Origin of the sequence: Chitinophaga eiseniae, from assembly GCF_900167135.1 — a bacterium.
Classification (GTDB): Bacteria; Bacteroidota; Bacteroidia; order Chitinophagales; family Chitinophagaceae; genus Chitinophaga; species Chitinophaga eiseniae.
Genome location: NZ_FUWZ01000005.1, coordinates 593,295 through 614,117 on the forward strand (window position 1 = coordinate 593,295; position 20,823 = coordinate 614,117).

Below are 20,823 nucleotides of genomic sequence, written 5' to 3' on the forward strand. Positions count from 1 at the left end.
GAAAAATGAAAAGACTATATCAGTTTGAATGTATACTTTTTTTCAGGACCAAAGCGGCGTGGTGGGGTGTGTTGATATTGCTGCTGAGTGGCGCGGCAGGATTGTATCTCGGTAAATCCTTTATTGACAAACAACGATCGGTGATACAGAAAGCCGCCGTACTGCAACCCGAAAATACACAACGCAATCTCCGTTATTTCGGGAACGAACTGGGGCTGATGTTATACCATAACAAGTATACGCTGGTAAACCAGCCAGACCCCTGGGCGGCTTTTGCCACGGGGCAGCGGGATATCAACCCGGTCATGCTTACCGTGAGTATGCTGGGGTTGCAGGGTCAGATGTATGATACCGATCTGAATAACCCTGTCAACCTGCTCTATGGAAATATAGACCTGGCGTTTGTATTTGTTTTCCTGTTTCCCCTGGTGATCATCGCTTTTACCTACAACGTACTGTCTGCTGAGCAGGAGTCCGGTGTATGGCGTATCATCAGCGCGCAGGCGGACCGGCCGCAGCGGCTGATACTACGCAAACTGTTGGTAAGAATTGCGGTGGTGCTGGGCGTAGCTCTTTTGCTGCTGTTGTCGGCCGTGGTGTATTTACGCCTGCCGCCGGACGGGCGACTCGTATGGGTAAGTATTTTGTTGCTCAGCTACCTGTTGTTCTGGTTTGCGTTATCCTGCTGGGTGATATCTTACGGGCGGTCATCCGGCTTTAACCTGGCGGCGCTGATCGCCTGTTGGGTGTTGCTGAATATGCTGGTGCCGGCGCTCGTCAATATCTGGACCAGCTGGCGTTATCCCGTGCCCGAAGCCATGGAAACGGCGATGCGGCAGCGGGAAGGATATCATGAAAAGTGGGACGTGGATAAGTCGGTGACGATGGATAAATTTTTTGCGCACTACCCGCAGTTCCGGAAATATCCGTTTGATTCCTCGCAGGCCTTCAGCTGGTATTGGTACTACGGGATGCAACAAATGGGCGATGATGAAGCTGCAGCGAGTACCAAAGCGATGCGTGAAAAACTACGGCAACGGCAACGTTTCAGCAATGCGGCAGCCTTGGTGCTGCCTGGCATTCAGGCCACCCTGCAGCTGAATTCGATGGCGGGCACTGACTTGCAGCAGTACCTTCAGTTTCAGTCAGCGCTGCAGCAGTTGCACGAAGAGGTAAGGATGTATTTCTATCCCCTGGTGTTCAGCGAAGGTAAAACAGCGGCGGCGGACTGGAACAAATTTGCGCTCCGTTATTTTGAAGCGCACGATCAGCGCCCTGATTGGCGCCAGGGTTCCATCCTGTTGCTGGCGGCTTTGCTGGCGGTAATGGCTGTGAGGAATTTCAGACAAACATTAAAACGGTCCTTATGAGAAAAAATATTTTAGCCGCTGTCCTGCTTTGGTTAATGGGTATAACAGCGACACATGCGCAAACAAAACCATTTACGTTCAAAGGGCAGGTGGTGCCAGCCGGTACGAGGGCATCGTTTACGGTGCCGCTGGCCACCGGCGCCGGCGATAGTATATGGCTGCCGTTTACTATTCTTCACGGTGCGCAGCCGGGGCCTGTGCTGGGATTGATTGCCGGTGTGCACGGGTACGAATACACGCCGATACTGGCCTTGCAGCAGTTGCCGGATATGGTGGATGTACCGTTTTTACGGGGAACGGTGATCGTGCTGCATATTGCCAATGTACAGGCGTTCACCGGCAGAAGTATCTATTACAATCCGGCCGATGGGAAGAACCTGAACAGGTCTTTCCCCGGGAAGCTGGACGGGACCGTTACCGAACGCATCGCCTGGTTTATTGCACATGATCTGTTCAGCCGGTGTAATTACGTGGTGGATAACCATTCCGGTGACGGCAATGAAGACCTGCATCCGTATGCCGGTTACTACGAGTATGGTAAACAGGCTGCTGCCTCCCGTGCAATGGCCTATGTTACCGGGTTTGACTGGATCATGCCGGCGCCGGCGCACCTGGCGAAAGGGGAACAGGCATTATATTGTAACAGGGAGGCCGCGTTACAGGAGATTCCGTCGCTGACGCTGGAATGTGGCCGGTTGGGAAAAACAGATGCAGAAAGCGTGAACAGGATAACTACCGCCTTGTTAAGTATCATGCGGCATTTGAAAATGCAGCCGGGGGAACCGCTGAAGGCGAATCAGCCGTTCGTCGTCACCGAACGGGCCACTGTAAAGAGTGAACATACCGGCATTCTTAAAACAGCAGCCTATGCCGGTATGCTGGTGCGCAAAGGCATGAAGCTGGCCACGGTGTCGGATTTCACCGGGAGGGTATTGCAGGAGATAACAGCGCCTGTGGACGGCGTGATCGTGTATATGCTTAAAACACCACCGGTAAACAAAGGGGAAGGCATATTTAGCTTTGGTGTGCTGCCATCTCCGCAGAAGGAGTAGCGGGCGCTAAAATTTTCCCTGGCGGAATCGTAATTTTTTTATCTTTAAACGAAGAGCCGCCATTTTATCAACCATGTTGCCGTACCGGAGTTATACTGATGAAGCGTTATTGCCATTGCTGCAAAACAGCGATGAGATGGCATTTAACGAGATCTATGACCGGTACTGGAAACTGTTGTTTTCTGTGGCGGCCAACAAGCTCGAATGCCTGGCGGATGTAGAAGAAATTGTACAGGACGTATTTGCCGACTTGTGGAAGCGACGCCGGGAGATCATCATCAAACAATCGCTGAAAGCTTTTCTTGCCGCCGCTATTAAGTTCCAGGTATACTCCGTGATGGCTCGTAACCACCGGCAAAGAGCCAGGATGGAGGGGTTTGAGCCTGATCTTGTCAATGTTTCCCCGGTGGAGGAACAATATAACTTTAAAGTATTGCAGGAACAGCTGTATCATTCCACGGCAGACCTGCCCGAACGGTGCCGGCTGGTGTATCAGCTAAGCAGGGAAAATGGGTTCTCCAACAAGGAGATCGCCGCCGCCATGGCTATTTCAGAAAAGACCGTTGAAAACCAGCTCACCAAAGCCCTCAGACATCTGCGGGCCACTTTCCGTTTCTTTTTCTCCCAGTTTTTTTCTTTCTGAAAAAAAATCTTTTCTCCGGCGTAGGGGATGACTTGTGTTTTTTATACCTGTATGGTAAATAATACGCCCATGCCGGAAGATCAGTCTTTTGATACAGCCTACTATGAAGCACTGGCCAACAAATGGCTGGAAGGGACCATTACGCCCCGGGAAAAGGAGCTGTTGGAACAATGGTACCGGCAGGGGCAGGAGGAAGACGTGGAGGTCCCTGCCTCTTTTGTCGCCGGGGAAGCAGCGCATCGTGAACGCATGTTGGCGGGCATCCGCAGGAAGATCGCTTCGACAGGAGCGTTGGAGGTGGTGCAGAAGAAACGTTTCCTGCGCGGCTGGCAGGCTGCCGCTGTTATACTGATACTGGTTTCGGCCGGAGCTTACCTGTTGTTTGTTACCCCGTCTTCTCACAAACTGTTGCCAACAGATAATACACCACCGTCGTCCGCAGCAGTGGTGCCCGGTTCCAGCAAGGCGGTGCTTACGCTCGCCAATGGCGCTACCGTGATGCTGGACAGCACCGGTAGCCAGGTGATACAACAAGGTAGTACGACCGTGCAGCAAACCGGCGGGCGGTTGACCTATGCTGCTGGCGGCACTGAAGCCGCGGTTCACATGAATACCCTGCGCACTCCCCGTGGGGGCCAGTTCCGCATTACGCTGCCTGATGGCACCAACGCATGGCTCAATGCTGCATCGTCCATTACGTTTCCGACGGCCTTCAACGGCAAAGAACGGCAGGTGACGGTAAGCGGGGAGGTGTATTTCGAAGTAACGGGTAACGCGGCGCAGCCTTTTATAGTTAAGGCCGGAGCGGTGGATATAACGGTGCTGGGCACACGTTTTAATGTCATGGCCTATGAGGAAGAACCGGCGATCCGGTCTACCCTGTTGAAAGGCAGCATCCGTGTAAACGCGCAGGGCAGCAGCCTGCAGCTACGACCGGGAGAGCAGGCAGACCTGCCTAAAAGCGGAGCGGGCATTACCATCTCCCGTCCCGACCTGGAACAGGTGGTTGCCTGGAAGGACGGCGTGTTCCGGTTTAAAGATGAAAACATTGTCGCTATCATGCAGCAGCTGGCACGCTGGTATGATATTGAACCGGTATTTGAAGGCAATATGGCCGGTAAAGATTTCTCCGGCACTATCTCCCGCGGGTCGGCCATCCGGGAGGTGCTTAACATGTTGGAATTAACAGAAGATATCCATTTTAAGATAGAAGGCAGGAAGGTGATCGTATCAGCCCTGTAACAGTTCCACAAACTATTGTCCACGTCTAAATGAAAAATTTCCACTTATGAAGAAGTAACACCAGCACAAACACACAAAGGAAGATTGTCATGAAAAAGCCAGGAGCGGTTACGACGCCCCTGGCGGGTATTCGGGCGATCCATTAAAATCATTGGTCAACGATTACTAACGGGGAAACCCAAACTGAACAAATTTATGAAATTCTGCACTAAGTGTAAAGGAGCGCCTTTGCCTGGCTGGCCGCTGCCTAAAATATTCCTGTTTATGAAAATGGTCTTCGTACTCATCCTTGGATTAAGCCTTCATGTCAACGCCTATGTGTTTGCCCAGTCGGTCACCATCTCTAAAAAGAAGGTATCGCTGGAAGAGGTGTTTGACATGGTCCAGCAGCAGACCGGCTACTTTTTCTGGTATAATGCCGGGCTCCTGCGGCAGACCGGCAAAGTAGACGTGGACGTGCACAACGCGTCCATCCGGCAGCTGCTGGAGTTGTGCCTGAAAGATAAGCCCCTCTGGTATACTGTGTCCGGGAAAACTATTGTGATCAAACGCAGGCGCCTGTCGCCTGAAGTCATCGCCGCCGCTCCGAAAGAAGTGATACGGGGCACTGTCACTGCAGCTACCGGCGTGCCGCTGATCGGTGTCACGGTGAAAGAAAAAGGCGCCGCTAACGGAACGGTGACCGGAGAGAATGGAGCGTTTGAACTGAAAGACGTACATCCCGGCGCTACCCTCGTTTTCAGCTACATCGGCTACGATAGCAAAGAATGGCCGCTCAACGGGGAGACATCGCTCACCATCACGCTGACACCGTCTCTTTCCGGGCTGGACGCCGTGGTGGTAGTCGGTTACGGTACACAAAAGAGAGGAGATGTGACGGGCGCCGTTTCTTCCGTTTCCTCCAAAGCCCTCCGGGAAGTGCCTGTCACCAATGTACAGCAAATGTTGCAGGGAAGGGTGCCCGGTGTGTATGTGAACAATACCGGCAACAGGCCCGGTTCACAGCCATCGGTGCTGATCAGGGGCGTTCGTTCTTTCAGCGCCGGTAATGAGCCGCTGTATGTGGTAGACGGCGTCCCGCTGACAGGCGGACTGAATGACATCAACCCGGATGATATTGAATCCATTGAAGTATTGAAAGATGCTTCCGCCACGGCTATCTATGGTTCCCGTGGGGCCAACGGCGTATTGATCGTGACTACCCGCAGGGGACAGGCAGGTCGCACCGTTGTTGGTTATAATGCTTATCTGAATGTGGAAGATGTGACCCGCCTGGCGAATATGATGGACGGCCCGCAGTTTGCCCGCTACCGCCGTGAGGCCAACCGCGCGATAGGCGCCTACGATGATAATGACCCTCACGCGGATGAGAGAATATTTGGCGCTGCCGAGCTGGAAGCCATCGCCAAAGGCAGTTCTACGGACTATCAGTCGCTGACCGTACGCACAGGCATTGCACAGAATCATGAACTTAGCGTATCGGGTGGAAATGAAAATACGTTGTTTAACATCTCCCTGGGATATTTTAAAGACAAAGGTTATATCAGTATACAGGATTACACCAGGTACACCACCCGCATTAATTTAGACCAGAAAATAGGGAGAAGAGTGAAGGTGGGGATGTCTACCCTTGGGGCTTTCAGTATCTCCAATGGAATGGATGTAAATCCTTTTTATGCGGCGCTCACCACCTCTCCGCTAAGCCCTGCATATGACAACGAAGGGAATATTAATATGCGCCCTTCGGGCGATGCCCTGCAGGTGAATCCGTTGGTAGACCTGGAACCTGGCGCCGTAGTAAACCGTAACAAACGATTCAGGTTGCTCAGCAGCATGTATGGCGAAGCGGACCTGCTGCCGGAACTGAAGTTTCGCATGAACTTCGCGCCCGACCTCACCCAGAGCAGGACCGGGAATTACAGGGGTGCTATCACCACCTTCCAGAATGGGGCCGCGCCGGCGGCCAGCAACAGTGAATCCTTCACGCTGTCCTATACCTGGGAGAATATGCTCACCTATAATAAAACATTTGCCGGCAAACATCGCCTGAACGTAACAGGACTTTACAGCGTGCAAAACCTTACCACGGAGAGCAGCAGCGGCAGCGCCAAAGACCTGCCGGTAGGGCTGGACTCTATCCTGTACTACAATACCGGCGCCGGCGCTACCATCACCGGGGTAGGCAGCGGGTACAGCAGCTGGAGCATCCTGTCGTGGATGGGCCGCATCAACTATGCCTTCGACAACCGCTTCCTGCTGACGCTCACCGGCAGGGCAGACGGTTCTTCCAAGTTTGCACCCGGCAACAAATGGAGCTTCTTTCCCGCCGTGGCCGTGGCATGGAACATCACCCACGAACCTTTTTTAAACCGAAGCAAATTATTCAGCAACCTGAAGCTGAGACTCAGCTATGGCAAGAACGGGAATGCCGGTCTGGCCCCCTACCAGACAAGAGCGCTGCTATCGCGTACTTCCTACGACTGGGACGGCGTGGCGGCCTTCGGCTACCGACCGGCCACACTGGGTAACAGCAGCCTCCAATGGGAAACCACTGCTTCTGCCAATGCGGGTATCGACTTCGGCATACTGGGTAACCGGATCAGCGGAACAGTAGACGTATACCAGTCCAAAACAACAGACCTGCTCCTGGCCAAACTGCTGCCTGTATCTTCCGGGTATACTACCATCACCTCCAATGTAGGCGCCACCAGTAATACGGGGCTGGAACTGGGCATATCGTCTGTAAACATACAGGCCCGCAAGGATGGCGGTTTCGAATGGAGCACCGATTTTAATATGGCCACCAACAAAGAAAAAATCCTGGAGCTGTCACAGGGAAAAGTCAATGATGTAGGGAACGGCCGCTTTATCGGTCAGCCGCTGTCCGTGATTTACGACTATGTAAAAACAGGCATCTGGCAGAAAAATGAAGCGCAACAAGCCGCGCAATATGGTTCCGCCGTAGGACAGATCAAAGTACAGGACATCAACAACGATAAAAAAATCGATGCCAGTGACCGGGTGATCCTCGGGCAGACCAGACCTAAATGGACCGGTGGCATTACCAACCGCTTTTCCTATAAAGGTTTTGACCTGTCCATCTTCCTGAATGCTGCCATCGGCGGCATGATCAAAGACCCGCTCCGCACCGGCAATACTTTCACGCTGGCAGGCAGGTATAATACCGTGGATGTAGATTACTGGACACCGGACAATCCCGTGAACAGTTATCCCCAGCCGCGGGCGGGCCAGTCGCAGGGCCCCGTTTATGGCAGCACCTTGTCCTATTACAGCGGTACCTATGTGCGTATCAAAAATATCAACCTGGGATACCGCTTCTCTCCGCAAACGGTGAAACACATGGGTATGCAGTCTTTCCGTGTATACGCCAATATTCAAAACCCTTACGTGTTCTCTTCATTTGTGCATCGACATCAGGGGATAGATCCGGAAATCACTAACCAGCCCTTCTATGTGAACTACGTTTTTGGGATTCACGCCACCTTCTAAATCCAAGTTATGAAGCCGATCTTTTACATCGTTTTGTTATATGCCTGTTTGGCTGCTTCCTGTTCCAAATTGCTGAACGAAGACATGCGTTCCGCTATTCCCGACAACTACCTCAATACGCCGGAAGGCTTTAATGCCGGGGTAAACAGCGCCTACAGCTATCTGCGCACCTGGTACGGCAACCAGATGGGGGCACAGCTCACCGTATACGGTACAGACACTTATATGTGTGGTGGCGGAGAACTGGCGCTGGACGCCTATAACTTCAACCTTACGCCTGGCAGAGGGTTTATTTCCGCCCCGTGGAATGATCTTAACCTGGCGGTGAATGCCTGTAATGCCGTTATCTCCCGGGCGCCACAGGTGCCGCTGGCAGAAGGACAGAAAAACATCCGCATCGGGGAAGTACGTTTTCTACGCGCCATGTACTGGTTCCTGCTCATGCAGACATGGGGGCCGGTGAATCTGGCCACCACGGAAACAACGGCGGTTACTACCTCCGCACATCGTACACCCGTAGATAGTATTTACCGTGCGATCATCGACGATCTTAATTTTTCGGTGGCTAATTTACCCGCTACCGTCACAGCGTATGGCCGGGTCACCAAACCTGCAGCGGAGCATTTCCTGGCGAAAGTATATCTTACCCGTGCCGGCAGTACCGCCAAACAAGCAGATGATTACAAACAGGCCGCTACACTCGCGAAAGCGGTGATCAGCCAATACAGCTATCAGCTGCCGGGTAATTTTGCAGATGTATTTGCACAGGGCGCCGGAGAAAAAAATCCGGAAGTGGTGTTTGCCGTGCAGTACAGCAAAAACATACTGACCAATGGTATCGGTAACCAGGCGCATTTATTCTACGGCATGAACTACACGGCGTTACCGGGAATGGTGCGGGACCTGGCCAACGGCAGGACCTACAGCTACTTCCGGCCTACGCGCTTTACCACAGACACGTTGTTTGATAAGGTACACGACAGTCGCTATGATAAAAGTTTCGTAACGGTATATTATTGCAACAAACCCGGTACCTATACGATCAACGGACGTGCTGTAACGCTTCAGTCAGGCGATACGGCCATCTATCTGCCGGGCCATGAAGTAACGGCTGCAGAACGTAACAGGGCCAACTATACGATCATCGCCCCCAGTCAATACAACAACAGCTACTTTCCCACGCTCACTAAATTTCTGGACCCGCAGCGGCCGGATGTGAACAACGAAAACGGTTCCCGCGATTTCCTCGTGTTCCGCCTGGCGGAAACTTACCTGATAGCCGCTGAAGCACTGCTGATGAGCGGACAACCGGCTGAAGCAGTGCCCTATGTAAACGCAGTGCGTAAACGGGCCGCCAAAACCGGCGACACTCCTGCCGAAACTGCCGCTAACCAGGCAGCGATGGAAATTACGGCCGCTGATCTCAACATCGATTTTATCCTCGACGAAAGAGGGCGGGAGTTGCTGGGAGAGTATACCCGCTGGTTCGACCTGGTGCGTACCGGCAAGCTGCTGGAGAGAGTGAAGCTGCATAATCCCAATGCAAGCCGCAATATAAAGTCTTTCCACGTGCTGCGCCCCATACCGCAGGACCAGATAGATAAGACGGCCGGAGGAGCCGCCGCCTTCCCGCAGAACGCGGGGTATTAAAACAGCTCATCAGTATTTCCCTGACAAAACTTTAAACTCATTGTATGCCAAATCTAATCAGTCGTTGTTTTGCATTATGCATAGGGATGTTGTTGGTGGTGATCTCCTTGTCCGCGCAAACCGGTAGCCCGTTTGGTGTTTGCGCTCATGCACAGAAAGATCCGGAGTGGCCGCAGATAGATAATGAGCTGTTGAAATGCCAGCAGGCCGGCATCAAATGGCTGCGGGTAGATATTCAGTTTTCCCGCGTGTGCGCGGTTGCGGGCCAGTATGAATTTACCCGTTATGACTCCCTGCTCCTGAAATGTCAGCAATATGGTATTCAATGGTTGCCTATCCTGCAGGGTTTTGATTCGGAGATCAGCAAAGGACGGCCGGACATGGTGCCTTTATATAATCACCTGCCGGAATGGAGGGCCTTTGTACGGACGGTGGTCAGCCGTTATCACAGCCATACAAAGTACTGGGAGATATGGAATGAACAGGATGGCGGTTTCTGGAAACCTAATCCCAATGCGGCACAATATGTACCGCTGTTAAAGGCGTCCTACGAAGAAATTAAAGCCATAGATACCGGTTGTACGGTGATGGTAGGCGGGCTGACCGGCTGGAATGCCGACTACCTGAGAAGCATGTACGCTGCGGGCGCTAAAGGTTATTTCGATAAGATAGCAGTACATCCCTATGGTTATGGTACCGATAAAAGCGCCCGGATCATCCGTTTAAGGAACGACTTCTATACCGTATTGCAACAGAACGGACAGGCCAATATGCCTATCTGGATCACGGAGTCCGGCGGTAGTTCCTTTGTGGCGGCCACTATCCAGAAGCAGCCGCAGTTTGCCGTAAAGGCTATCAAATATGCTTTGCAGAAGCTGGGGAAAGATACTACGACTTTCAAAGTGGGGATAGCGGTATCACCAAGGATAGTGAACCTGGATGAAGTGGAGACGTGGCGCTCCTGGCTGCCGGGTATCACGTTGGTGCCTATACCGTTTGCCGACCTGGCGACCGTTGACCCCGACGAATTTCCGGTAATACTGGGATCTGAAACCACTTCGGTGGACCAGCCCATGCTGGAGCCGTTACGTAACTATGTGATCAGGGGTGGGTTGATGCTGGCAGTAAACATCCTGCCCTTTTATTATACCAATGTACAGAATGCAGACGGTACCTGGACCAGTACTTCGGGGCAGGGATATAATTATCCCTTCTTCCGGATCGGCTACGAAGCTTCCTGGACCAAACCGGGCGTGCCCGCTACCACCACCAATATCGCTGTGACGCCGGATGCGCTGGCCGGTGGCGTGCCGACACTGACCAACGTACTGGTGGACCGTTTCATCAGTCCGAAGAACCTGCAGCCCACAGATACCTACCATCCGATTATACGCTGTTTTAACAGCAGCAATGTTAATGTTGGCGAAGCCATGTCGTTGTTTACCTATGGCGACTGGAAAGGGGGGATACTGATGGGCACTGCCGCGCTCACCGGCGGATATACTACCGCCGAACAGGCCAACCTGTTGCAAAGGGTTTACCTGAATTATCTTTCTTTAGGGGTAGAAAAAATATGCTGGTATGACCTGCACAGTGATAATGGTCTGCCCGGGGATAAGGAAGGTAATTTCGGCCTGCTGAAATGGGATTTCAGTCCTAAGCCTGCGTATAACAGTTATAAGGAAATGACGGGTTATCTGGGCGCCGAGCCCCGTTTCCTGAAACGTATTTCCGCTACGAATACCGACATATGGGCGCTGGCGTTCCAGAAAAGAGAAGACAGCACAAAAATACTGGCCGTATGGTCTGCTGACTCGGCTGCCAGCTACCAGGTGTTGCACCGCGACAGCGTGATGGGTACCTGGAAAGGGAATAAAGTTTATTTCCTTCCGCTGGCGGACAGCGTAAACGCTTATAAGGTCGTTACGCCGGGCATCTTACAAATGGACTCCATCGGGATGAAAACATACGGAGAAGCGGATTTTGTGCTGCGTGCTGCCAGCAGTAACCCTATGTTGCCGGTGACATTCTCCAACAGGAATACCGCCGTGGCAAAGGTGTACAAAGACACAACTGCCGGTCTGTGGAAAGTGAAGATCCTGGGCGCCGGCGCCGACACGCTGGTGGCCAGTCAGTGGGACCTGAACCACTATCCGACGGCAGACAGCGCACAACGGGCGTTGGTTGTTAACCCCGCAGTACTCAACGTTACGCCGGAAGATACCAGTAAGCTATACGGTCGTGCCAATCCTTTTTTTACGGTGTACTACACAGGGTTTATGTATGAAGATGACACAACGGTCATCATCCGGCGGCCGGACCTGCATTCCACAGCCACGCAGTGGTCTGTTCCGGGACGGTACCCGATTACCGCCACCGGCGCCACCGCCCGGAACTATACCTTTCAGTATCACACCGGTACCCTGCGGGTGGATGCAGCGCCGGCACCGGCAAAGAACAGCAGCCTGTTTTCCCTGTTCCTGGGTAGTAATACGGTTGTAGCCACTGTACTAACTCCCTATGAAGGGAAAGCGCTGTTTGAAATAGTGGACCTGACCGGCAGACGGGCCTTTGCGCAAAATATCAGCCTGCATAAGGGAATAAACCGGCTACAGTTCCAGGTGCAGGATTTTGTGAAAGGGTTTTATGTCGCTGTGGTAAGCACGGCGTTATGGAGTCTGACTTGCAAAATGATCAAATAAGGCCGGCTTTTTTCATCATAAAATAATATCGTATCCGGGGAAAAAAAATTATCTTAAAGAGGTATTTGAAAACCTGAACTTTAAAATTTTAATCCATGAGAAAAGCCCTCATCTTAAGTTGCCTGTCAGCTTTATTTTTTGTACAAAGCCATGCCGCCGACGTGAATGAAAACGCTGTAAATCCTGCCGTTACAACGGCACAATCTGCCAGCAAGGTTACTACGACATTTAATGTCCGCATAACGCTGGTAGATATTCACGGAGCGCCTGTTAACGGCGGTAGCGGTCTGCGCGGTTACTGGGCCCGGAACGAGGAAACCGGCGAGTATTATTATCCCGGCGGACAGGAAGACGAAGACAAATTTGAGAGCCTTCCTGCCGGTACATACACCTTTGGTGCATATCCCGGCAACTGGGATGGTGCTGTTGCTAAAACAGTGACACTCAGCAGTGGAAATGTAGGCCCTGATGGTTACATCGTAGTAACGTTAACGTATTGGGTAGAATAGACTGCCTGCAAAAGTAAAAGGACCGGTGCAACGTTTTGTTGTACCGGTCTTTTTCATTAGTTTATTGAATAATTATCACTGATGAAATATATACTGATCATGCTGCTTTTAACGGTCGCCGGTACGGACCATGCCTACGCGCAGAAGCCTAAAAATGGTACTTATGTATACCAGGTGGCTTTTGACGAATGGGGGGGCCGGTCTCATGGCGCCACGGTACTGGTAAAAATTAAAGGCGATTCTATCTATGTTATCCACAATGGCGGTAATCTTTCGGGTAAAAAAGGGGAAATAATTGATAGCGGCATTATCATGAAGCACCGCAAATCGGGTGCATGGATCATAGGGCATACGCCCGCAGATAAAGACGCGCCGGAAGTGGGTGGTTGTTCAGATGGGCCCAGCGTGATAGATTTTAAGCGTAAGAAGTTTCGGCTTTGTTGATATATCTAAAACCCCTCTACATTTCTTCTGCGAATCGCTTCATCTGTCCGCAGTATAAAATGCTCCCTTACGTTCAACTCCGCTTCGGCCTGCACTGCTTCAATAAACGGGCGGAGGTTCTTATTGTATTCCGCGAACACCGCCTCAAAATTTTCACCATGTTTTTCTAAGGCTTCTGCCAGTGCGGCAGCGCCCTGTACCGCCAATGAGCCACCGATCCCGGCTGCGGGAGAGGCGCAGTAAGCCGCGTCACCTGCCAGCGCCACTCTGCCTTTGGTCCACGAGGGCATTTCAACATATATGCTTTTCCCGGGAACGTTGTAAAACTGCAGGTATTGGGCGTTATCAGTGATTTGTTGGTAATAGAGATGGAAAAGTAGGCGTTCAGAAAGTGTGTATAGACTGTTTCTTCACCAAACCATATTTTTCTGACGTCTAAGGTTATTGGCGCCACTGGCGTCATGCTCTCCAGTAATTTCAGGTATTCGGGCCGCAGATTTTCGCGGCCTATCGACCAGTTGCTGACGATGACATCTTCGAATGCCAGGATGCGGTGTACCTGGTCCTGGTGTATGTAGATGATACAAGGGGCTTTCAGGGCATACGCTTTAAAGTCGATCTCCAGGGAAACCGTTCAAAAGAAAGAATGACCATCTTCACGGTGAGGCTCCAGGGCTTCTTCAAAGCCGACCGAGGGTAAATTTAGCTGTATGTTCCTTTCAATGACGATGCCCAGGCCAAACTCGTTCGCCATGATGTTTACCGGGATGGATGTTTTTCTTCCGGGCATGTTTTCCGGATTGGATGTATAAAGATAGGGAACAATAGGTTGTTGGAGGTAGTATGCCTGGAGGTAAAGGTAATCGTGTTTTTTCTACACCTGTTTTAGTTATTAAATAATAATATTATTTATAATTAATTGTATTAAAGTGACAATAATGTTTCTTTTTTATTTTAACAATTTTGTCTAACAAAAATGAATACAAAAAACCATCTTTGTCTTTTTACTTTAAAATCAGATCCTGTGGGCTTAATAATAAGATCATTGAATTATGTTCATCCGGACAATGCGGAATTATTCAATGACCTGAACTTTATTTTGAATGATGGGGAAAAGGCAGCATTGGTGGGCATCAACGGAGCGGGAAAATCAACACTGCTCCGCATCCTTTCGGGAGAACTTGAATTAACATCAGGGGAAGTTGCCCGTTCGGAGATGCCCTGGTATGTTCCCCAGCATTTGGGGGAATTCGATACGTGGTCTGTAGCGAAGGCGTTAGGTGCAGATAAAAAGCTGGATGCGCTCCGGGCTATTTTAGGAGGGGATACGGACGCGCAGCATTTTGCGCAGCTGGACGACGATTGGGATATCGAAAACAAAATAAAGCGGGTACTTGAAAAATGGGGCCTTGGTCATATCCATGAAAGCCGTTTGCTGGGAAGTATGAGCGGAGGTCAGAAAACCAAAGTCTTTCTGGCCGCGATGGACCTGAACAGCCCTAAGCTGATTTTGTTTGATGAACCTTCCAATCATCTCGATCTCAAAACCAGGAAGAAACTGTATGAGATGATCGTTCAAACTAAATCCACTATGCTGATCGTGAGCCATGACCGGACCCTGTTGAACCTCATGAATAAAACGCTGGAGCTGAGTGAAAAGGGAATTGAAACGTTCGGCGGAAATTTTGAGTTCTATCAGCAAAAAAAGATGGAGAAAGTCAGTGCCTTGCGTGCCCGGTTGAACGAGCACTCCAAAGTATTGAAAGCATCTGAAAAAAAGGCTTCCGACATGGCCGGCCAAAGGGCGCAGCAGGAATTGAAAGGCCGGTCGGCCGGGTTGAGCAATTCCATACCACGTATTATTGCCGGCGGCTTAAAGAGCAAGGCCGAACGTAGTACGGCGAGAATGCTTCATGCGCATGAAGAAAAGATAGCCACGCTGCTGCATAATATGGAGGACATCAAGGCACAGATCGAGGAATATGAAACGCTTAAAATCAATATTCAATCGCCGGAAGGGCCGCCAGATCGTTTGCTCATCGATATATCAGCTATCAACTTTAAGTACAGTGACAAGTTATTGTGGAATAATCTTAGCTTTCAGGTCAAATCCGGTGAAAGGGTACGGATCGACGGTGCAAATGGAAGCGGGAAGACCACGCTGCTGAAAATTATCACCCGAGAGCTGCTGCCATCTGAAGGCAACTACCGCAGCGATGCCTTCTCCTATTGTTACCTGGACCAGGATTACTCCATGATAGATCCGGAACTAAGCGTGTATGAACAAATACAGGCGTATAACAAAAGCGGTCTGGAAGAACATGAGTTAGCGGAGCTACTGGTATATTCCCAGTTTAAACCGGAAGACTTTGACAAAAAATGTGCATGGCTGAGTGGGGGAGAGCGAATGAAATTATCGCTGAGCTGTTTGTCGGCCAGTCAACAGGCGCCCGATGTACTGATCCTGGATGAACCGACCAATAACCTTGACGTTAAAAGCCTGGAAATACTCACACTGACCGTAAAAAATTTCCAGGGCACGTTATTGGTAATTTCGCATGATGATTATTTTATCAACGAAATAGGAATAGACTATCGTATAAGTTTAACTTAAAAAAGATGCCGCTAAAAAATACAGGGACGGAACAGCATATAAAAGATACCGCCAAACGCCTGCTTTTTGCAGAAGGGAAGCTCCATGCCACTACACAGGAAATAGCGGATGCCGCCGGTGTCAACAGGACCTCGCTGCATTATTACTTCCGTTCCAGGGACCAGCTGATTGCCGCCATCTTCCACGATGCCATGCATGACCTGAGCCAACGCCTCAATACATGCATGACTGCCGGCCAACCTTTTAAAGCTAAAACAGAAAATATCATCGCCGTTTTCCTCCGGCATATGATCGCTTTCCCTTACCAGGAAACGTTCCTGGTTACCGAGATCAACACGTTAGGCCAGCAGCTGATGTCCGATATTCATTCGGAGCCTGTTATGTCCTATCTAAAGGAGGCTGCGGATGAAATGGAAAAAGGCACGATCACAAAGATGAATCCGGCACATTTCCTGATGAACTTATTTTCGCTCTTGTCTTATCCGTTGATCATGGCGCCGCTTTATGAGCAGTTGTTCGGGGTGTCGGGAGAGGAGTTTAAGGCGTTGATAGATGAGCGGGGGAGGGTGATTATGGGGTTGTTGTTTAAAAAATAGTGATCTACATAAGCGATGCCGGCAGAAAGAAATTTGATACAGCCTGGTATTGGACACAAAAAGCCACTCACTTCCTCATTTAGTGATTACGAAAGAGCTATTCAGGAAGAAGGATTGCAGTAAAAAAAACAGTTATTGAGATAGTCCCTTTTGATATTTTACCAGCATCCTTATTGTAAAATACTGGTAAAATACCAGTCAGTAACTATTCACCTGCATCTCCCGGGGAAAGGCTTACCTCATTATCCTTATTAATACCTTTAATCTTAGCTAAGATATGTTTAGGGGATGTTTTACCAAATCTAACAATTACCTCAACGGGCATGTCTCCAAGATTACTACTATCATCCATAACTACAATAAGTTTGTAATCGGTTTGCTGTAACTCGTCATAACTAATCCCTAAAGAATTAGCCAGTGTGATGTCTTGTTCTTTTGTTCTTGCCATAATATGCAATTTTTGTTTTTTTGATTACTAATATAAGAAATTGTTAGATGCACAATAAGATAGTAATTGTCTGGTAGGATTACTAATTGAAATTAAGATGTATATCAGCATCATCCGGTGTAGAATGTATTTACCCATGAAGTACTGGCAGGATATCCAATCTTTAATGCCTCAAAGCTCACCATAGAAAAACCGGCCTCGCGGGAATCCCATATCACCAGTTGCTCATCAGCAGTTACTTCGCTGATCACTAACAAATGGCCGGCGACGCCATTCCTCCACATCACTACAATCACTACAGGTTTATGCATCTGTAACTGTGCTAACAAATCATTTTTGTCAACAGCAGCAGGAATAGCTTCTTGTAATAAGTCTGCCGCAGCCAGTACCTCCCCTATATGCCATGGGCGGTTACATTCGCCGCAGCCGGCTCCATCACATCCGCATGTCGTTCCGATGGTTTTATATACTACCTCTTTCTGGTCTGTATAGGCAGATCTCCCATAATAACGGGCCAGGCTACACGTTACTGCAGCCCAGCACCAGTTACTATTTAGTTGTTTGTCGAGGTAATAATGCGAGGACATCAAATAAGATTAATCAACTGATGAATATCTCCGGTTGTGGTACTCTGAAGAAAACCGATGCCAGCTCCCAGCAAAGGCAGTCCGGCCGCGACATAAGCAAATTCTAGCTGACCAGCCGCTACACTGCCATTCTTTAACGCGCCACCTACATTAGACAAGATATCCTGCATGAATGTCAGCGAATCTTCTTTCTCAATGACGTCAGCCGCCAAGGCAAAAGGGAAAATAACCCCATCGAATAAGGCACTGACACCAGCGCTTACACTCGGTTCCGGTATACGCGCTGAAACAATTGTTTTAATAAATGACAATACCCACGTTGAGCGCTTAAAATTATATGCAACGATATCCTGATTGTCTTTCCTTACTGGATAAGTCAGCGGAGGAGTGGAGAAGGAAAGCACAAATGATAATAAATCCAGCAGGTTTTTATGATCGGTCTTTTTCGCTTTAAACAACATCAGCGATATCACATGCCCGGGAATGGCAGCTATTGAAGCAAACCCTCCACCAATTTGTGAATAACACATCGCCGGATTATCACAGCCCGCCACTGGATAAAGTTCCTCCTCCTTACCACGAAAAAGTTCCTCAAAATATTTGGTGGATGTCATATTATGGTCACCATCTTCAAACGGAGCTTTCCCGGTCAATATTTTGCTCGCATATGTAAATGGAATAGCAATAATAAATGCGATTGCTTCGGCGGCAGTCAGTTTTTTGTCTGCTTTTTTGTCAGCATCCGTAATTAACGCTGCAAAGAAATTATACATTTTATTCAGGAAAGGTATTTGTACGGTACTTGTCAGGGCCGAAGAAATATCCTTCATCAGCTCCTTCAGCAAATCTAGCGCCTCTAGTATTAACGCTTTCATTGGATCCAGCAACAGGTCAAGTACATCATGCACTAAATTAAAAGCACTATTAATATCCAGCGCAAGTATATTACCCACATCCCGAAAGACCTTTAGCAGCTTCGGGATTAAATTGTCAACTATACCTGCCACCTTTTTTATAAAGTGTACGTACTGTTCACTACCTGTATCCTTATTTATCACCGCTACTATACCACCTCCAAGAAGATCGTTATTAAATATCTGTGAGAAAATCCAGCTGCCTGCCGCTGAATTCAGCGGAGATTTCAAGGATGATGACTGATCAAGTCTTGTTTTGGCAGTTTCAGGCAACTTTTCAGATAACAATACACCTTCAACTTTCTCTTTAACGCTATCAAATGATTGACCTATCAGCTCCTTTAGATCTTCCACTTTATGCTCTAAAAATCTGATATAATGGGCAGCACCATTTTCTATCAGTTTTGCAATTATTTTATGCGATTTCCAGATGGCATCCAGACTGAGTACATGCCCCAGCCAGCGCATGATTTCGTCCAGGTCAATACCAATCTTTTTCAATATCCAGTTAATGGCTTTAAAAACTTTCAGCGCCGTATCCAGCATTAGCGTCAATACCTTGCCACCTATAGTAACGCAAAATTCCAATGCCTCATTTACCTTTTTAACAACGAATCTTACTGCATCTTTCGCTTGACCAATACTTTCCTCAATATATCTAAACCCGTCCCCTACCGTAGCCAGTATGAAGTCGGGAACGACACTAACCTCCATGATCCCGGCTTCACCTGTATGGCTTTGCCAACTATCGTTTTCAAAGGACATGCCTATCACGAAACCATCAGACAGATGCGCCAGATTTAGCTTCTTCTCCACTTTCTCCTTGCTGTCTGACAAAGAAACAAACACACACCCTTCACTTCTTTTAACTGCCGTCATACCCATAAGCCTTTTTAAACTATCCACGGTATCATTCAGATCACCTTCCACTGATTTTTTACCGGACCCTATCGCTGCACGAAGTTCATCTCCCGACTTAATTCCAGATAAACCATTCAGAATTTTACCGTTTGGAAATATGTTGATGGTCTTCTTGAGAAAATCGGCCTCCAGGTGAAAAACCGGTACTGCAATATGTTCTGTCAACTGAATAATATTGATACTCCCCAACTCGTCTGTTTCAATTTCAGCCGGACTATTTTCATCTATGCTATATATCTTCCCATTAATATTTACGTATGTCCATTCTGAAGAAGTAAGCCTGAATTTTGTCTTGGCAAGTATACCGCCGTACTCGTCTGTTAGCTTGATATGCGTAACAAAGGAATTCAGATCTATCAGATAAGCATCCTTTTTAATGTTAATGGTACGCTGGTTCCAGACGCCAGATTTAGGGTCCTGCCAGCAGTGGATCAAATTATCTTGCTGATCAAGCAGGTAAAGTTCATTGGAGCGCTTCTTCTCATTTCGGATTGGGGCAACATGGGTGATGCCTTTAGCAAATCCATAGGCCTTATCCCATTGATATTCTTCACCAACTTTTTCACCATGAATGTAATATAAGGCATTAGCAGTTTTTCCTGTGCCCCCTATTGCCCATACGGATATATTGTGTTCATCCTCTACCACATATAATTGGTGCACATCCTGAATGGTATCCGTTACTACCCGAAAACCTGCTTCAATCTGACCTCTTTTAAACAAGAACACCCCTTGGTCGGTCCCCACGTACAAATCGGAAGACAGTGATTTGCCTTTTGTTTTCAAACCTGCGGCAACAGCCATACATTTGTATGTGGCATGTTGGTATCTCTTAGGGATATCAGGATTATTGGGACTAAAATCAAATGCTTTTTCGTGATGAACAGATTTACCATGATTGTGAACAAGGCAAGTCAGTGTGGTAGTTTTATTCTGTGGGTACAGGAAGAATTTTGCTTTTTTCCCTGACATTAATCCTACCTCCAACTGCGTTATTTTATTAGCAGCTTCCGGCAGAGATGCTGCGGTGGCTGTCAGATCGGCGTTGTTTACTTCGTAATAATACTCCGCCTCGCCTTTTTTGCCTGCAATGACTACCATTGGACTTTCATCTTTTTCATCAGTGGTACTCATATGAATATTATCTGCTACAAAAGCAGTGTCAATGCCACTCACTTTTTTACAGCTGCCCCTAAATTTAGCTGCATCAATATCCCTGCTGATATTCTCCGCCAGAAATATATCTGTGTATACTTCTTGCTTTCGGGTCAGCGCCATAGCAATGGAGATAGTCTTATTGTGATTCTCTGATAAATCAAAAGCTACAGCCTTCTCATAGCCTTCAAAGTTGGCCATCAGGTCAAGTATCTCATACCCATCTGCACTGCCATTACTAAACCGGATAAGACGCAATTTATTATCAGTACCAATTGATAAAATCATTACATGTCCACTTTCATCCTGCGTCACCAACATATCTTTATTGGGTTCAATGGGAGAAGCTTTCATATGGGTTTTCATCAGTTCACCTGATACCAGCAGATGGATGTGGTCCATACCTGTAACACCAACTGTATCAAGCTTTATCACATCATTCAAATTAGTATTCATAAATCAATTT

The 20,823-nt window shown here is 48.8% G+C and carries 16 protein-coding genes; 11 read left to right on the top strand and 5 right to left on the bottom strand.

Annotated features, from left to right (window positions below):
- Positions 1 to 5: 5 nt before the first annotated feature.
- From B5D63_RS28555 to B5D63_RS28595, 9 genes are all read left to right on the top strand, one after another.
- Positions 6 to 1,370: a DUF3526 domain-containing protein gene (locus B5D63_RS28555; protein WP_078672273.1), complete on the top strand. Its 1,365-nt coding sequence runs from the start codon at positions 6 to 8 to the stop codon at positions 1,368 to 1,370.
- Positions 1,367 to 2,422 carry a M14 family metallopeptidase gene (locus tag B5D63_RS28560; protein WP_078672274.1) on the top strand — a complete coding sequence of 352 codons (1,056 nt, stop codon included), beginning with the start codon at positions 1,367 to 1,369 and terminating at the stop codon, positions 2,420 to 2,422. The genes B5D63_RS28555 and B5D63_RS28560 overlap by 4 nt, the downstream gene beginning before the upstream one ends.
- Positions 2,423 to 2,495: 73 nt before the next feature.
- Positions 2,496 to 3,065 (top strand): RNA polymerase sigma factor, encoded by a 570-nt coding sequence (locus B5D63_RS28565; RefSeq protein WP_078672275.1) that lies wholly within the window; start codon positions 2,496 to 2,498, stop codon positions 3,063 to 3,065.
- 69 nt (positions 3,066 to 3,134) lie between these two features.
- A complete protein-coding gene (locus tag B5D63_RS28570; protein WP_159456202.1) occupies positions 3,135 to 4,307 on the top strand; it encodes a FecR family protein in 1,173 nt (390 codons plus the stop codon).
- Between the two features lie 195 nt (positions 4,308 to 4,502).
- Positions 4,503 to 7,817 carry a SusC/RagA family TonB-linked outer membrane protein gene (locus B5D63_RS28575; protein ID WP_078672277.1) on the top strand — a complete coding sequence of 1,105 codons (3,315 nt, stop codon included), beginning with the start codon at positions 4,503 to 4,505 and terminating at the stop codon, positions 7,815 to 7,817.
- 9 nt (positions 7,818 to 7,826) lie between these two features.
- Positions 7,827 to 9,467: a RagB/SusD family nutrient uptake outer membrane protein gene (locus tag B5D63_RS28580; RefSeq protein WP_078672278.1), complete on the top strand. Its 1,641-nt coding sequence runs from the start codon at positions 7,827 to 7,829 to the stop codon at positions 9,465 to 9,467.
- Positions 9,468 to 9,511: 44 nt separating this feature from the next.
- Positions 9,512 to 12,169, top strand: coding sequence for an MBG domain-containing protein (locus B5D63_RS28585; RefSeq protein WP_143313149.1), 2,658 nt, complete (start codon positions 9,512 to 9,514; stop codon positions 12,167 to 12,169).
- Between the two features lie 95 nt (positions 12,170 to 12,264).
- Positions 12,265 to 12,678, top strand: a complete 414-nt coding sequence (locus tag B5D63_RS28590) for a hypothetical protein (protein ID WP_078672280.1) — start codon at positions 12,265 to 12,267, stop codon at positions 12,676 to 12,678.
- Between the two features lie 81 nt (positions 12,679 to 12,759).
- On the top strand, positions 12,760 to 13,122 hold the full coding sequence (locus B5D63_RS28595; RefSeq protein ID WP_078672281.1) for a hypothetical protein: 363 nt from the start codon (positions 12,760 to 12,762) through the stop codon (positions 13,120 to 13,122).
- 5 nt (positions 13,123 to 13,127) lie between these two features.
- Here B5D63_RS28595 and B5D63_RS35350 read toward each other — a convergent pair whose 3' ends face one another.
- Complete coding sequence (locus tag B5D63_RS35350) at positions 13,128 to 13,412, bottom strand: FAD-dependent monooxygenase (RefSeq protein WP_078672282.1); 285 nt, start codon at positions 13,410 to 13,412, stop codon at positions 13,128 to 13,130.
- A gap of 344 nt (positions 13,413 to 13,756) precedes the next feature.
- Positions 13,757 to 13,912 carry a hypothetical protein gene (locus tag B5D63_RS35175; RefSeq protein ID WP_159456203.1) on the bottom strand — a complete coding sequence of 52 codons (156 nt, stop codon included), beginning with the start codon at positions 13,910 to 13,912 and terminating at the stop codon, positions 13,757 to 13,759.
- Positions 13,913 to 14,167: 255 nt separating this feature from the next.
- Between B5D63_RS35175 and B5D63_RS28605 the strand changes: the two genes are divergently transcribed.
- Complete coding sequence (locus B5D63_RS28605; RefSeq protein ID WP_235021643.1) at positions 14,168 to 15,736, top strand: ABC-F family ATP-binding cassette domain-containing protein; 1,569 nt, start codon at positions 14,168 to 14,170, stop codon at positions 15,734 to 15,736.
- Positions 15,737 to 15,741: 5 nt separating this feature from the next.
- Positions 15,742 to 16,332 carry a TetR/AcrR family transcriptional regulator gene (locus B5D63_RS28610; protein ID WP_078672284.1) on the top strand — a complete coding sequence of 197 codons (591 nt, stop codon included), beginning with the start codon at positions 15,742 to 15,744 and terminating at the stop codon, positions 16,330 to 16,332.
- A gap of 205 nt (positions 16,333 to 16,537) precedes the next feature.
- On the opposite strand, the gene B5D63_RS28615 is transcribed toward B5D63_RS28610, so the two are convergent.
- The 3 genes from B5D63_RS28615 to B5D63_RS28625 all read right to left on the bottom strand — a co-directional run bounded on the left by B5D63_RS28615 (position 16,538) and on the right by B5D63_RS28625 (position 20,813).
- Positions 16,538 to 16,780, bottom strand: coding sequence for a hypothetical protein (locus tag B5D63_RS28615; protein WP_078672285.1), 243 nt, complete (start codon positions 16,778 to 16,780; stop codon positions 16,538 to 16,540).
- 110 nt (positions 16,781 to 16,890) lie between these two features.
- Positions 16,891 to 17,367: a papain-like cysteine protease family protein gene (locus B5D63_RS28620; RefSeq protein ID WP_078672286.1), complete on the bottom strand. Its 477-nt coding sequence runs from the start codon at positions 17,365 to 17,367 to the stop codon at positions 16,891 to 16,893.
- Positions 17,367 to 20,813 carry a hypothetical protein gene (locus B5D63_RS28625; RefSeq protein WP_078672287.1) on the bottom strand — a complete coding sequence of 1,149 codons (3,447 nt, stop codon included), beginning with the start codon at positions 20,811 to 20,813 and terminating at the stop codon, positions 17,367 to 17,369. The genes B5D63_RS28620 and B5D63_RS28625 overlap by 1 nt, the downstream gene beginning before the upstream one ends.
- Positions 20,814 to 20,823 lie beyond the last annotated feature (10 nt).